This is a genomic window from Pseudofulvibacter geojedonensis (assembly GCF_042675745.1).
GTDB classification, from domain to species: Bacteria; Bacteroidota; Bacteroidia; order Flavobacteriales; family Flavobacteriaceae; genus Pseudofulvibacter; species Pseudofulvibacter geojedonensis.
In genome coordinates, this window is the sequence record NZ_JBHTJM010000001.1 from 23,827 (window position 1) to 39,709 (window position 15,883).

Annotated in this window: 12 protein-coding genes; 8 read left to right on the forward strand and 4 right to left on the reverse strand. The window is 28.0% G+C overall.

Features of this window, described 5'->3' with window-relative positions:
* Window positions 1-50: 50 nt before the first annotated feature.
* The 4 genes from pelG (at window position 51) to ACFQ1O_RS00135 (ending at window position 8,218) form a co-directional block, all read left to right on the forward strand.
* Window positions 51-1,655: an exopolysaccharide Pel transporter PelG gene (pelG, locus tag ACFQ1O_RS00120; protein WP_377712034.1), complete on the forward strand. Its 1,605-nt coding sequence runs from the start codon at window positions 51-53 to the stop codon at window positions 1,653-1,655.
* The gene (locus tag ACFQ1O_RS00125) at window positions 1,642-2,454 is read left to right on the forward strand and encodes an endo alpha-1,4 polygalactosaminidase (protein ID WP_377712036.1); all 813 of its coding nucleotides are present in this window, start codon (window positions 1,642-1,644) and stop codon (window positions 2,452-2,454) included. Before pelG ends, ACFQ1O_RS00125 begins: the two co-directional genes overlap by 14 nt.
* 223 nt (window positions 2,455-2,677) lie before the next feature.
* On the forward strand, window positions 2,678-4,414 hold the full coding sequence (locus ACFQ1O_RS00130) for a hypothetical protein (protein ID WP_377712038.1): 1,737 nt from the start codon (window positions 2,678-2,680) through the stop codon (window positions 4,412-4,414).
* Window positions 4,415-4,465: 51 nt separating this feature from the next.
* Window positions 4,466-8,218 carry a DUF2194 domain-containing protein gene (locus ACFQ1O_RS00135; RefSeq protein ID WP_377712040.1) on the forward strand — a complete coding sequence of 1,251 codons (3,753 nt, stop codon included), beginning with the start codon at window positions 4,466-4,468 and terminating at the stop codon, window positions 8,216-8,218.
* Window positions 8,219-8,271: 53 nt separating this feature from the next.
* On the opposite strand, the gene ACFQ1O_RS00140 is transcribed toward ACFQ1O_RS00135, so the two are convergent.
* Window positions 8,272-9,876, reverse strand: a complete 1,605-nt coding sequence (locus ACFQ1O_RS00140; RefSeq protein WP_377712042.1) for a T9SS type A sorting domain-containing protein — start codon at window positions 9,874-9,876, stop codon at window positions 8,272-8,274.
* 144 nt (window positions 9,877-10,020) lie between these two features.
* A complete protein-coding gene (locus ACFQ1O_RS00145; protein WP_377712044.1) occupies window positions 10,021-10,359 on the reverse strand; it encodes a T9SS type A sorting domain-containing protein in 339 nt (112 codons plus the stop codon).
* 110 nt (window positions 10,360-10,469) lie between these two features.
* On the opposite strand from ACFQ1O_RS00145, the gene ACFQ1O_RS00150 reads away from it, so the two are divergent.
* A complete protein-coding gene (locus tag ACFQ1O_RS00150; RefSeq protein WP_377712046.1) occupies window positions 10,470-11,240 on the forward strand; it encodes a hypothetical protein in 771 nt (256 codons plus the stop codon).
* 81 nt (window positions 11,241-11,321) lie between these two features.
* On the forward strand, window positions 11,322-11,972 hold the full coding sequence (locus tag ACFQ1O_RS00155) for a hypothetical protein (protein ID WP_377712048.1): 651 nt from the start codon (window positions 11,322-11,324) through the stop codon (window positions 11,970-11,972).
* 17 nt (window positions 11,973-11,989) lie between these two features.
* Here ACFQ1O_RS00155 and ACFQ1O_RS00160 read toward each other — a convergent pair whose 3' ends face one another.
* Complete coding sequence (locus tag ACFQ1O_RS00160; RefSeq protein ID WP_377712050.1) at window positions 11,990-12,265, reverse strand: DUF3817 domain-containing protein; 276 nt, start codon at window positions 12,263-12,265, stop codon at window positions 11,990-11,992.
* A 6-nt stretch (window positions 12,266-12,271) separates the two neighbouring features.
* Window positions 12,272-12,883: a YqaA family protein gene (locus tag ACFQ1O_RS00165; RefSeq protein ID WP_377712052.1), complete on the reverse strand. Its 612-nt coding sequence runs from the start codon at window positions 12,881-12,883 to the stop codon at window positions 12,272-12,274.
* Window positions 12,884-13,098: 215 nt separating this feature from the next.
* On the opposite strand from ACFQ1O_RS00165, the gene fabG reads away from it, so the two are divergent.
* The gene (gene fabG / locus ACFQ1O_RS00170; protein ID WP_377712054.1) at window positions 13,099-13,845 is read left to right on the forward strand and encodes a 3-oxoacyl-[acyl-carrier-protein] reductase; all 747 of its coding nucleotides are present in this window, start codon (window positions 13,099-13,101) and stop codon (window positions 13,843-13,845) included.
* Window position 13,846: 1 nt separating this feature from the next.
* The gene (locus ACFQ1O_RS00175; protein ID WP_377712056.1) at window positions 13,847-15,880 is read left to right on the forward strand and encodes a VWA domain-containing protein; all 2,034 of its coding nucleotides are present in this window, start codon (window positions 13,847-13,849) and stop codon (window positions 15,878-15,880) included.
* The last annotated feature ends 3 nt before the right edge of the window (window positions 15,881-15,883 follow it).

The following is a 15,883-nucleotide window of genomic DNA, read 5'->3' on the forward strand; positions in this document are numbered from 1 at the left end:
TAACCTACCCATGGAAAGTAAACCTATAATAATCACTTAACCATTGGTAAATGAATAAACAAAATATAAATATTGATGTATTAACAGAGCAAATTGCAAATAAAATAGGAAAGCCTGTAAGCGAGACAGTAGTTTTAGCAACTATAGAATCTTTTGGTATTCGAGAAATTGATGCTCAACAAGACTATGGAATGCAAAGCTTAGATATATTGGCTAGTAAAATTTACACAAGCTTGATAGAAGTATCGAAGCAATTTCAATTAAAAAATGCGAAAGAAATAGCAGATACTGACACAGAAACTATGGCTGTTTCAGGGTATTTACATACTAAAATAAGACTGTTCTCTAAATATTATCCTTTAGGAATATTGCACTTATTACCTGTAATTATACAAATAGTTGCTATTATTCTTTTTGGTTATTCTCTTTGGACTTATATAGGATTTAATCAGCTACAATCTACAGCCGTTGTACTAGGAGTAATATTAGGGATGGTACTTTCTGGAGGTTTTATTCAGGTAATAGGCAAACAATTATCATTTCATTATAACTACAAGAATTTTGACTTAATGAAATCTAGTTTGCAATACATTTTAAAACTAGCTTTAATAACAACATTAGGTTTTGGAGTTTTTGTTTTTTTAGTTAATTGTTTAATACCTGCTTTTCCAATATCATTTATACTTATAGGTCTATGTTATGCACTTTTAATTAGTTACTTATTAGTTTTATTAGCAACCCTTTATCCGTTAAAAGAAAGGTGGATGATTTCTACAGCTGTAGCTTTGGGCACCTTGGTAGCAATTCTTTCTTTATTGTTGGCTAATATGAATATATATTTAAGTCATTGGTTAGGTATGCTTACAGTGATTTTTACCATAAAAGGATATTTAAGATACTATTTTAAAAAGCAGATTAAAACAGATACAGTATCTAACAATAAAGTAAGGGTAAGTAGCTTTATTTACAATAGCTATAAACATTTTATTTATGGCTTACTGTTATATATTTTCTTTTTTATAGATAGAATCTTAGCCTGGTCAGTAAGCATAAATGAAAAATCACCCCTATTAATATATTATGAAAAGAATTATGAAATAGGAATGGATATAGCTATTCTAGTGTTTTTACTTTTATCGGGAGTATTAGAATACGCAATGGCTTCATTTACCAGTTTTTTGTCTTTAGAACAGAAAAAAACTTTAATAACAGATATCAAAGCGTATAGTAGAAAATTAATGAAGCTTTATTGGCAAAATATGGTACTATTCTTTGGTTCAACCATTTTTATTTTTGTTTTTATATATCTAATTATAACCTCTTCATGGGGCTACGAAGCTCAGTTTAAAGAAGTACTAAATAATGTCAGTATAAATGTATGTATAATAGGCAGTATTTCATACATACTGCTGGCTTGGGCAATACTCAATGCACTCTACATGATGTGCTTAAATCAACCAAAAATCATTATTAAAGCTTTATTTATTGCATGTTTAGTAAATGTATTTTTCGGCTTTGTTTTTAGCAGACTAATTAGTTATGAATATAGTGTTCTCGGTCTTTTATTTGGAACATTAGTTTTTTTAATATTAAGCTTAAAAGCATGTGCAAATTATTATCAAAAACTTGATTATTATTACTATGCTGCATTTTAAATACATATTGCTACTATTACCAATTATAATATTTGTTCAAGCAAGAAAATTACCTGCTTGCAAGAGTTCGGTACTTATATGTTATGGCAAACTAAACCCTGTAGATATTTCTAATTACGACTATGTTATTTTAGAAGCAGATTTATATACCAAAAAAGATATTGAGTTAATAAAAAAGAATAATAAAAAAGTACTCTGTTATATAAGTCTAGGAGAGGTAAATCAACACGCTAGTTATTTTGAAGATTTAAAAGGAATGGTTGAAACTAGAAATCATATTTGGAATAGTTACGACCTAAACTTAAACTATAAAAAAACAAGAAATGTATTAAGTAAGGTAATTAAGAATAGATTACTGAAAGGTTTTGACGGTTTGTTTTTAGATAATATAGATAGTTATACAGTATATGGAAACCAGTATAAAAATTCAAGCTACTTAGTAGCTTATTTAGAATTACTAAGAAAGAAATATCCAAGTATTCACATAATGCAAAATGCGGGTTTGCCCTTATTAGACAATACAAGTAAATATATTAACTCATTGGCTGTAGAGTCAGTTGCTTCTAATTATGATTTTTCTAAAAAAGAATACCGATTAAGAAGAATTAGTGATTTTATGAGGCAGAAAAAAGCAATACAGCGAATAGAAAAACAATATCAAAAAGAAATTATTGTAATTGAATATGCTAATACTGAAGCCCTGTATAAAGAAATAAAATCGCGATTAAAAAGTACTAATTGGAATTGTTATGTAGCAAAGATCGACTTACAAAAGCAATCAATTTTTTCTAAAAATTAATACCATGCAAATAACGACTAACCTCATATTTATTATGTTAAGAATAGCTATAATATTCTTAATATGGTATTATATAAATTTAAAGCTGTCTAATAAAAATAACAAATGCAATGTTTTTGATTTTTTGGTAAAGAAAGGCCTGGTATATGGAAGTTTATTAGCTTTTTGTTCATTTGTTTTTCTCTTGTTAGGTATTTATGATTTTTTAAATATTCTAATTGTAATGAGTGTTTTTGGTTTATTGTTATCATACGATTTTAAAAGTATTCAATCTGCTAATTCAGTATTTTATAATAAGCTAAAGCAATATTTAGTACTAAGTATTAAAAGGGTAGAAGAGGGTAACTTTTTTTCAAAAACATTTTCTATTGGCTTACCTAGTAAATATAAAAAAGAAGCCTTAACCCATGTTATATTATTTATTCTTATTGGAGGAATATGCTTTTGTAGTAGAGCCTATTTTTTAAAATTCGATCAATATGTTTTTTCTGATTCGTGGTTTAAAAGCATTGAGTATATATCAGATTTAAATAATCAACACTGGTTACTTGGTAATAATCAGGCTTTTGGAGCTTATATCTTTGTAGATTTTTTAACAAATATTACACAACAAATACCCGAGACCTCTCTATTTATTTTTAACATTATAGTATCAATCTGCTTAAGTTTTATATTGTATTGGACGGTATTAAAAATTGGTAATACCCAAAAAACTGTAGCGTTATTAACAGCTCTATTATTCGCTGTTTTTTATAGGGTTTTGCCTGTAAACTTAACTTCTATAAGCCAAATTAGTCCAATACTTTTATCTCTATTATTTGTGGTCCCCTTAATGGTTTACCTGTTAAAGCCTAAACTATTTAGCTCAAACAAAGCGTTTTTCTATGTTTGTGTGTTTCTTTCGTTTTTCGCTATAGCATGTATTAGTGTATTTACTTATATAATCATAGTATTTCCTCTTTTAGTGTTGTTGCTATTATTGAGTAAGCGAAAGCAAGCTTTATCTATTTTAATATGTTTGCCTCTTTATTTATTAGTATCAATTATTTTAACAGTTGTTTATAATTTAAACGGAATAGATATATTATTATTTGTAAAAAGTAATATAATAGCTGTTAGTTCCTATACCCAAACTCCACATTTACTCTTCCCTTTAAAAATATTGCTTCATGGCGTTCAATTCATATCTTTTATTACGCTAGTTGTTATTTTTCTTTTTAAAAAGGATAATAGTAGAAGCATAAGTATAGTTTTGATTTTTTACAATGTATTAGTACTAATCAATTCATTTAAATTAATATGGGTAGATACTGATTTATTAATAGAAGTATTTACAGTATTTATTCCTTTAACGTTGGGGCTTTCTCTAGCTGTTTTAGGAAGAGTCTTTAAACCTTTATTTAAGAACAGAGTATATTATAAAAGGTATGTACTACCTGTGGCAACTCTTATTAGTTTTTTTATTGTTTCAGTATTTTTTAATAAGAATGTGACACAGCATTTAGATGAATCAAATCAATTTGCATCAAGAATCTTAAGTGTTTACGAAAATATTTCAAGCAATTATTTACCATATAGTTATGCAGTAGTAAATGATAAGAAATTACAATCTTTTAGTAAACAAAAACATTACTATCTATCATTCGAAGAGTTTAATCAAAATTACTTAAGAAAAGACCAACTATATCACGCTTTTAGGGTTAAAGAAGATATTCTAAAAAAGAATCCAGAATTAGTAATACCTAAATCTATTTTACTCTTTATTTATAAAGATAACGATGTAACAGAATTAGGGCTAGATTCTTCAATTGAAACCATTGAACTCAGTAAGAAAAAGTTGTCTAGCTTAAAAGAAAGAAATAGAGACATAAAATTGTTCTATGAGAATGATATTTTTAAAGTAATTGAAATAATTAACGAACCCAAATCAAGTAAAATTACTGAGTTAATGATATATTAAATAAAGTATGCTATGAAAAAGAAGGTTGTTTTTAGATGTTTCTTGGGTATTATGATATTAATTTTATTCAATAATTGTGCAGAAAATATAAGTTACTCACAAGCTTTTTTAGACAAAATGAACGAAGATTATCTAAATGAAAATAAAACATCGTTTAGTTATTCTACATATTACTTAAAAGAAGATCAAGTAGTAGAGTTTATTATTGATAGCAAAGATTCTAAAAGTAAAAGTTATGCCCAATCATTACAGCAAGTTTGTAATTATACAAAAATACCATTCAAAAAAAACACTATAGATAATTGGAATAATAATCATTTTATAATAAACAACACTGTAAGAGTTATTTGTATAAATAACACGATTAAGCTAAATGATAATGCTATAAGTAATTTATTAAGATTTGTAGCGAATGGCGGAACATTAGTGATACCCAATTATTTTGAAGATAAAAGAATGGGGTACTTTTATGGACTAAAAGTAGAAGCCAATTATTCAGTAAATAGCAATGCTTATGGGTATTATTTTTTAACCAATATTCTTCCTAATCATAAAGGCAAAAAACATAAAAAAAGGCTATTGCATAACGGACTTGCAAAAGAAAATTTTAAAAACAATGTAGAGGTTTTGGCTTCTGCAATAAATGACCCAAATTACCCTGTAATTATTAAAAATAAGATAGGAAAGGGGGAAGTCGTCTTTTTTAATTCAGATACATATTTTGAGCGTAATGATAGAGGTTTATTTTTTTCGAGTATTCTAACTGGCTTAGAAGGTATAGCGTATCCAATAGCTAATTGTGCTACAATTTTTTTAGATGATTTTCCTGCCACTCTATATGAAAGTAAAGAAGAACCAATAGCTGCTGAGTTTGATTTAACATCAGCTCGTTTTGTAGATCAAATTTGGTGGCCAGATATGCAAAAATTAGCCCAAAAATACAATATCAAATACACTACAACTATTACATTTAATTACAATAAAAAAGTAAACCCTCCTTTTTTGTATTTAGGTTGGGATGAGTTAAAAAAAACTAGTAATTCTGGAAGTTTAAGTGATTGGATAACAAAAGATGTACTTAAAAAACATCATGAATTAGCTTTTCATGGTTATAATCATGTTTCTTTAACAAAAAAGAACTGGGAAAAAGAAAATATAGAACTTTCACTAAATACCGTAAAAAAGAAATGGGTATTAAGTAGTTATGGTAAAATGCCTGTTACTTATATTCCTCCAACCAATATTATTGATGAATTTGGCTTACAAACTTTAAGTAATTCTTTACCAACAATTAAATATATCTGTAGCGCTTATTCAGGCTCTATAAAAAATGGTAGCGGTAGAGAGTTTAACCCAGATCCATACAACGATAAATTATTTGATTTCCCCAGAGTTTGTAGTGGCTTTTATCTAAACGGTGAAAAATACTTCAATCAACAGTCTGTTTATTTATTTACAGGTATTTGGACACATTTTGTGCATCCAGATGATGTATTACAAATTCCCAATAAGCAGCACAACGATCATGCTTTTGAGAAAAGAAATAGTTTAGGTTTAGGATGGTACGATGCAAGCAAAGGAAATACTGGTATGTATTATAGGTTTGACTCTTTGTTAAAAAAACATAAACATACGTACCCATTAAGTAATTATTACACAGCAAGAAAAGGAGCAGAATTAACTAGTAAGTGGAGAGCAGAAAGCTATAAGCATACGGTTAACAATAACTTATATTCTGTAAAAGCATTTAATGATAATAAACATAATAATCATTGGTTTGTTTATGTTACAGATAATAATATTTCTAGAATAGAGAAATATTTAAGAAACAATGGCTTACCGTTTAGTAAAACGAGTTTATTAAAAGGTAAGTTAGTGCAAATAAAAACACAAAAGCCTCAGATATCATTACCAAACTTATCTAAAATAGACTACAGAAATATTATAAGTGAAAACGAATTAATAGCATTTCGTAGTTATGATAAAGCTAGAAAATTACATTTCAAAAAAGTACTGGAAAGTGAACAGAATAATGAAGAAAGCATTGATAGCAAAATTCATAATTTAAGACAACAATTATTTCAACCTAAAGAGATAAACTTAACCAATTGGAATAAATATGCTAAATACAAAACCTGGATTAATGATCCATTAGATGTATGGGATGATTTAGAGCATTATTATAGAATGCATAATGATCCTTCAATAGCAGCATATAGTAAAGAGTTATCTACAAAGATTTGGTATCCTAATGATAGTATCCAACATCTATGGTTAACAAGAAATATTGAGTTGAACAAGAATAATTTAGCTCATCATAAAGAATATGTATATAACTATAATACAGAAGATAATAGCACTAGAGTTATAGCATCACTTGAAGAAATTGCAACTAGAGAACCTACCGTATACAATAAGGAAATGTACATAAAACATTTATTGTGGAATGGTTCTAATTTTTCGCAAAGTCAGTTAGATAAAATAGAACCCTCAGACCAATATAGTGATGTAGCTAAAGATGTGGCTTGGTTTTATTATAACAAAAATAACTTACTTAAAGCATCTGCTTGGTCTAAACATGCCAAAAATATAGATATAGCTGTTAAATTAGATTGGCTATTTAAAACCAAACAGATCGATGAATTAAAAAGACTATATAAAAACCATATCCAAAATTCACCCAACAATGATAAAGCAAAAATTGCTATGGCCTACATTTATCATAGTTTGGGTGAATTTAAAAATGCATGCTTAATAACAGAAAGTATAAACAATACTTATACAGGTAAAAATAAGTTAGTAAAGATGTTAAATAACGATATTAAGTATGCAAATTTATCTGTACAAATAGATTTGTTAACTAGTGATATAGATTTGTTTAACACAAAAATTAAAGATAGTTTATTAACAGAAATTAGAGTAAATAATCATAATTACATAAGTTTTTCTGGAGATGTGGGTAGTGATAAAGCAAATACGTCATTTTTTGATAAGCGCACTAGTTATATTATAAAAGGGAATCAAAATTTTGAGCATCAAATATCATTAAACAACAGCACTTTATACCAATTAAAAAACACAACTATAGAAGAAGATAATGTAGATAGAGATGTAATCGGAATTAGGTATCAGTTAAACAATCCTGAAGAGTTTAAAAAAATAAACTATTGGGTTAATGTTGGAGTAGAAAAAGATTTAATCGATGATGAATATTTATATAATGGAAGTATAGGAGCTAAGCTGTCAAAAGAGAAGAATTTTATTTCAGCTCAATTGCAAACTTTTCCTGTGAGAAATGGCCCCAGTTATAGCAAAAAGATCTACAGAAACAATATGTCTGTATATTTTGAACAAAAAGTATTACAAACAAAAGGAAGTTTAACTGCTTTTACACAAGGGAATTATTACTCTGATGATGTGTTTAGTAATGCAAATACAGTTAAATTTCAGTATAATGTTTATAAACTATCTGAGGTAACATTTAAACCTTTTACAGAAGGTCATTTGAGTTTTGCATCTATAGATAGAGTTAATAGTTATCCTTATTGGATAATTAACAATAGATATTTTGGAGGAGGAGGCTTAGGGCTCACTTATGGAAATCAATATAGTTCAAAAACATTTATACATATAGATGGAGCTTATTTTTTAGATGATTATACAGATGCTTTTACAAGGTTTACAGGAAATACATCGGTTAGATTTTTTAAATATTTTGTTTTTACAAGTAGCTTTGAGTACTATATTCAATCACAGTTTTATTCGAATAGATTTCAATTTGGTTTGAAATATTTTCTAAAATAAATAAGACGCCTTAAAAAGACGTCTTATTAATATATAGTTTGTTAAAATGCTACTTAGTGGTTGATTACAATTTTCTTGGTGAGTTTAGAATTGCCATCTGTAATTCGTAAAATATAAATACCATTGCTTAAAGAGCTCGTTTGTAATACAGCTTTATTTTGAGATGTATTGTTTTTTTGAGCAATAACTTTTTGTCCAAGTGCATTATAGATTTCAATATTGTATTTATTAATATTTTCCAATTCAATAATCAATTTATCATTGGCTGGAACCGGATGTATTGTATATTCAATAATACTATTGTCGGTAATACCAAGAGCTTGATTGTTTACGTTTATGGTTGTATTTAATTTATTATAACCTGTATTACTCTCCCAAGTATTTGTATTGGCTAATTGAATAGCATATGCAGGATTATTAGCTAAACTAGATCTGCTGTCAGGTAAATGCAAGAATAATTCATACTCACCATCATAAATATCGTTTGGTAAAACTAAGGTTTCATTAATATCAGTTACAGTATTCGGTTCCCATTGTCTAGTATCAGAATTCAAGGCTATTTTAAATTCATCATTATTATTAGTGTTTCTTAAAACAAGAAATGCAGTTCTAGGGTTGTACAAAGTAGCAAAACCTTTGTTTTCAACTTCTATATACACATTCAAATCTGTAGAAACATTTTGAGGAAATACACCATTTTTTAAACTAAACCTATAACCAAGTCTATTCTTTATTTCAGAATAGCAGCCACCTGAGTTAAACTCATTTAAAACATCTGGGTGGTAGTCAGAGTTTAAGTAAGACCAATGAAATAGTTCCATTTCTGTTAGAGCATTAGAACAGTTAGATCTAGAATTGTTATTACAGGTTTCACCTCCCATAGGAGTATATTTAGTTTCTTGGTTTAAATAGGGGTATTCTGTACTTATATTTACATAAGTGCCATAATCATCATTAGAAGCTAAAAAACAATCGTTATGGTGTCCAATTCTACTTTTGTTGCTATTGTTAAACCCTTCTGCGTCTGTAATAGCATTAGTATTATACATATTTTGCTTTAATTTTGGAGTTCTAATTTGAATCATTCTATCAGAAGGTAGAATGCCAAGAATAGCTTCAACAATATCTTTTCTATTTTCATAGTCATTTGTATTTGGAGGCATACCAAAATGATTGGTATAATACCATTCTCCCCAAACTCCAATAAAACCAGCCTGCATTACTGCAATTACATCGCTATTGCTTTGCAGAATTGGAGAAAGTTGATTCAAATGACTCAGTATTTGTTCTTTACTAGCATCGTATGCTCCACTAGTGTTTTCAGTATAAGCAAATTTTATTACAGCCTTTAGGCCAGCATTTCTTAATACATTAAAATCTGCTTGCATTTTATTAAGATAGCTTTGAGAAATAGGACTATTAATAAAATCTTTTAGGTAAAAGATTCTAATAATCATAGTAATATTGTCGTTAGTCCTCCAGTTTTCAAGCTGATTTTGATTTAATGAAACATAATTGTTAGATTGAGCTTCTGTATAATGGTAGATTCCTCTTTCTGGATTGGCAATCTCTAAATTACTTTCTGAATAAGTAATAGCATTGTTTTGAGTTATTCCTGTGCTCCACACGAATAACAACAGTAGTAATATTTTTTTCATTGGGGTGAAATATTAAGTTACACTAAGTGTAATCCATTTTATGGAGCAAATATATATATATAGTTCATTTTCAATGATTTAATGTTGTAAACAAAAGTTTTTTTGTAGTTAAATTGTTAATAATAAACTAATTAGAAACATTTGTTAATAGTGTTTAATAATAATTCTCTTACTTGCTACAACTTTGTTGCTAGAAAATATTTTTGCAATATAAATTCCATCTTGTAAATGAGTTGTTTGAAGTTCAATTTTGTGTAGTGTAGAATATGGTATTGCTGTTATAACTCTTTTGCCGTAAGAGTTGTAAAGTTTAACAATGTAATTATCAATGTTGTTCCACTCAATAAACAAAGCTCTATCTGCTGGTGTTGGATAAATAATAGGAGACTGTATGTTTTTTAACAATAATGAGTCTATTTTTCTTTCTTGAGCAAAAGAAATAAACGCTAATAAAATAGAAGTTGCTACAATGGTTAAATTCATAAGATAATGTATTTGAGGTAATAGGAGAAGTTAATTTATAAACGCAAATTGTGTATAACTTATTGTTATAAATAGATGTTACAAGTATTTCATTTATAATTTTGTCTCCTATGAAGGAAATAAAAACAATACCCATTTACAACCGTAAAAGTCAGAAATTAACCAGTATAACAGAATCTGAATTTAAAGCTATTAAAGACGATGTAGATGAACGCTTTTTTATAGTAGAAGGGGAGTTTGTAATGGTTAAAAGTCGTTTTTTTAGAACAGAACACTTAGTAACACATCAAAAGTTATATATAAAAGATAAAAAAATTACTTTTCAGAAGCAAAAAGGGATCGACTATAAAAAGGTATTGTTTATTTTAGAATCACCACACAGGCATGAATATGATTATGAAAAAAACTTTTCTCCTAGAATGCCTTTATATGGTAACTTAAATACATTTCAAAGTCATTTTGAATCTTTAATGTTTGAACTAACGGAAGAAGAAAACTATGCTTATGAGGTTGTTTTATATAACCCTGTTCCGTACCAAACATCATTGCATTATCTCTTAAAAAGGAATGTAAAAGAGCAGACGCGTTTCAAGTTTTGGTTGTATGGTTGGCTAGAATTAAAATATCATAGAGAGTTTGATCGTTATTTAAATCAATACAAATTTGATTATTATTTAAATGCTAGTACCAGAATGTATAAATCTATTATATCTTATAAGTTATCTACTCTGGTTAACACAGAATATCAAGTGTACCACCCAAGTAGTGGTTTTTGGAATAGAAAAGAAGCTAAATTTGGAATCAAAAAAATAATTCATTTAGACGATAGTCATTTCTTATTTCATTTACCAAAAGAAGAAGAAAGGAACTCTATATCTTAAATTCTAAGTAAAAAAGATAATCATTACATATTTTAATTAAGTATCTTTATATTACGGCATAAAACTTGATGTTTATTTTTTATGAATAAATCTATTTATATACTACTCTTAGTTTCTTTTTTGTCCTTTTTTACAGGAACTGCTCAGGTTTTAGATAACCCCATAAATAACGGTGGAGAGATACCATCTCAAATAAACAAGGATAAAAATACTATTCAGCCAACTATAAAAAGAAATAATGACTCGCCAATTAAGTTATTCAACCCTTTAGAAGCACCCAAGACATTTAGTATGGAAAAAGATCCTAATTTGGTTGATGCTAGCAAAGCTGCAGAAGGTAGAATTAAGGAAGTAAATAATAAGCTTGAGGGCAAAACAGGTAAAAAAGGTAGTGTAAGCGACCAGTATTTAGGAGATGTTACTGTTAAGGGTGATTTTATAAGTATCGAATGTAGAGATCATCAGTACGTAGATGGCGACAGAGTTAAAGTAATTGTAAATGACGTTGTTGTAGCTCAAAACATATTCCTTAATTCATATTATAAAGGAATTAATGTAGATTTAAAAGAAGGATTAAACGAAATTCATTTTGTAGCCTTAAATCAAGGAGAATCGGGCCCAAATACTGCACAGTTTAGAGTATTCAATCTAAAAGGAGAGTTAGTAACTCAAAAAGAATGGAATTTACAAACAGGAGTTAAAGCAACTATAATTGTTGTAAATGAAAAATAATAAAATGTAATTATATTTTATTTCTTCAAATACTTTTTATCTACATAAAAAGTTCCGAAAGGAATAACCGAAGCGATTAAAACTATACCAAGAGTTTTAAATTTCCAATCTAATTCAAATTTGTGCATAATTGCTAAAACAACATAAGCAACAAATAATAAGCCATGAGCCATCCCTATAACTTTTACATATTCTGGATTTCCCCAAACATACTTTAACGGCATTGCTATAAAAAGCAATAGTAGTAACGATAAGCCTTCTAAAAAACTAACTCCTCTAAAAAATTGAATCATAATATTTTAATTTACCATTTGAAAAATCATTACTGCATAAAGAGCAAAACGAACAAAACGCAACAAACCAAATAAAATAACACCTTTAAGAGGGTATTTTATCATTCCTCCAGCCATACATGTAATAGCAAAAGGTATTGGCAGTAAAGCACCTACTATTATTAAAAAACCTCCCCATTTACTGGTGTTCTTTAAATGCTTAGCCATTTTAACTTCTAAATAATTTTTAACAGAAGGTATTTTTAAAGAAGCCTTTCCTAAAAAATAAGAGGTTATTCCTCCTAAGTAAGACAATGTAGCTAATAAAGTAAGATTTATAATCGGATCGCTAGTTTTTTTAGACCAAGCAATAAATATTTCTGGCGGTATTAAACCTAAAATCGTTTCAGATATGTAAAAGACAGATAATACTCCAGTTGTAGAAAATGTTTCTGTCATCATTTTCAATCCATCATTTATATTAAATACAAATTTGTTAAATAATATCAATGCAGAAACAACTATTACTACAGGTAATATTGCCTTTTTTAAACTTTTACCTATAAAAGAATAAAAACCTGTGTACGTATAATACTGATGTAATAACTTAAGTTTTGATTTTTTAGAAGCTGTCTTCATGGTTTATAATGTGGCTTAGGTTAATTAGGGATTAGCGAAGATAATAAGCAAATTAATATAAACCAAAGTATGTCACGGTTTTGTGGTAAACTAAGAAAAAATAGAAGTGAAATATTGTTAAAAACAAGCCGTAGTTTATTTGTATCTAACTAATAACTCTTATATTTGATTTTCGAAAATATTAGATTTAAATAAATTAACGAATATTTTATTAAATGAAACTTTTAGAAGGTAAGACAGCTATTATAACTGGTGCAAGTAGAGGAATAGGTAAAGGAATTGCTACAGTTTTTGCTCAAAATGGTGCTAATGTAGCATTTACATATAGTTCATCTGAAGCTCCTGCTTTAGAACTAGAAAAAGAATTAACTGCTCTAGGTGTTAAAGCTAAGGCGTACAAATCTAATGCAGCAGATTTTCAAGCTTCACAAGATTTAGTTGCTGATATAATTAAAGACTTTGATAGTATCGACGTATTAATTAATAATGCAGGAATAACTAAAGATAACCTTCTTATGAGAATTTCTGAAGAAGATTTTGATAAAGTTATAGAGGTAAATTTAAAGTCTGTTTTTAATATGACCAAAGCTGTACAGCGCACTATGTTAAAGCAACGAAAAGGCTCTATTATAAATATGAGTTCTGTTGTTGGAGTAAAAGGAAATGCTGGCCAGACTAATTATGCTGCTTCAAAAGCAGGTATTATTGGTTTTTCTAAATCTGTAGCCTTAGAATTAGGTTCTAGAAATATTAGATGTAATGTAATTGCACCTGGATTTATAGAAACAGAAATGACAGCTAAGTTGAACCCTGAAGCAGTTCAAGGTTGGAGAGATGCTATACCTTTAAAAAGAGGAGGTAGTCCAGAAGATGTAGCTAATGTATGTGCTTTTTTAGCTAGTGATATGAGTGCTTACGTTACTGGACAAGTGTTAAATGTAGATGGTGGAATGTTAACCTAATATGTTAGGTAAACCTTTTGTATATATATTATTAGTAGTACTCTTATCTTTAGGGGTAACTTATTTTCAATATTATTTTAAAGCAAAGAGAATAGGGGCTAAAGCTCATCTCTTTGCTTTTTTACGTTTTACTAGCTTGTTCTTATTGGGTTTACTATTGTTTAATCCTAAGTTTAAACAAACTAGACTAGAAAATATAAAACCCAAATTAGTTGTAGCCCTAGATGTGTCTGAATCTGTTGATTTTTTAAAAGAAAAAAATCGAGTTCAGGAACTTTTTTCAACAATAAAAACTTCTAAACTGAATAATAAATTCGATATTGATGTATATGGATTTGGTAAAGAAATTAACCCTATTAAAGATTCATTATCATTCACTACTAAACAAACTAATATTGCTAAGGTTTTTAATGGACTTAATGATGTATACAATAGTAATAATTCTATAGCTCCTACAGTCTTAGTAACAGATGGTAATCAAACATATGGAAATGATTATGTAATAGTTTCTAAAACATATAGGCAACCTATATACCCTGTAATTATTGGAGATACTGTTACAAAAACAGATTTAAGGATACAGCAAGTACAACATAATAAATATGCTTTTTTAGATAATGAATTTCCTTTAGAAGTAACTTTAAGTTACCAAGGTGAAGAGCCAGTAAATCAAAAAGTTACAATCAAAAAAAACAATACACCAGTTTATAACAAACAAGTTTCTTTTTCTCAACAAGATAATACTCAATTTATATCTTTAACATTGCCAGCTACCCATATAGGCAAACTAAATTATACCATTTCTATAGAAGCTTTAGATTCAGAGGAAAATATAAAAAATAATTCTAGAGACTTTTCTATACAGGTAATAGACGAGAGCACTAAAGTATTAATAGTTTCACCTATACTACATCCAGATATTGGGGCACTAAAAAAAGCAATAGAAAGTAATAAACTGCGCAAAGTTACTATCGTAAAACCATCTAGTACTATTGATATAAATCAATATCAACTAGTTATTTTGTACCAACCCAATACTAGTTGTAAATCAATTTTCGAAAAGTTAAATCAAGTTCAGAAAAACTATTGGTTAATTGGCGGTTTGCAAACAAATTGGTTAATGGTGAACTCAATGCAGTCAAATTTTAGCTTTTCAAGCACTAATCAAGCTCAAGATTACTTAGGAAATTACAATGATGGTTTTGAACTGTATCAACAAAAAAACATATCTATTGAAACATTCCCTCCTTTAGAATCTAATTATGGTAATTTAACTGTAAATAGCAAGCCCTATACGCTACTATATCAAAGCATTAACGGCTTAACTACTAGTAATCCTTTGTATACTTTTTTCGAAAATAATAAACAAAGATCAGCATTTTTATTGGGAGAAGGAGTTTGGAAATGGCGAGCTCATAGTTTCTTAAACGAATCAAATTTTGAAAGTTTTGATGCTTTTGTTGGAAAAACAGTTCAGTTTCTAGCATCTAATACTAAAAAAGAGCGCTTGGTAGTTAATTCAGAAGATACATATCTTTTAGGAGATGTATTTTTGGAAGCACAATATTTTGATAAAAATTATGTAGTTGAAAATAATGCTAAAGTATCTGCAATAATTAAAGACGTAAAAACCAATAAGGAATTTGAATTTGATTTTCTTTTTAAAGGGAATGGTTATAAATTGGATATTAGCAACTTACCTGCATCTTCTTATGAATACAAAGTTATGGTTAAAAAAGGAGGCTTAGTTAAAACGGGAGTGTTCGATATTGAAAATTTTAATATAGAAAAACAATTTCTAAATCCTAATGTAACAAAACTACAGCAAATAGCTACTAACACTAATAATGAGCTGTATCATATCAATAATATTGATAAATTGTTTGAAGATCTGGCTAATAATGAAAACTATAAAACTATTCAGAAAATTTCTTACAAAGAATCACCTTTAATACAATGGAAATATTTACTAGCAATTTTATTGTTTGTATTGAGTTTAGAATGGTTTTTAAGAAAATATAACGGACTAATTTAAAAT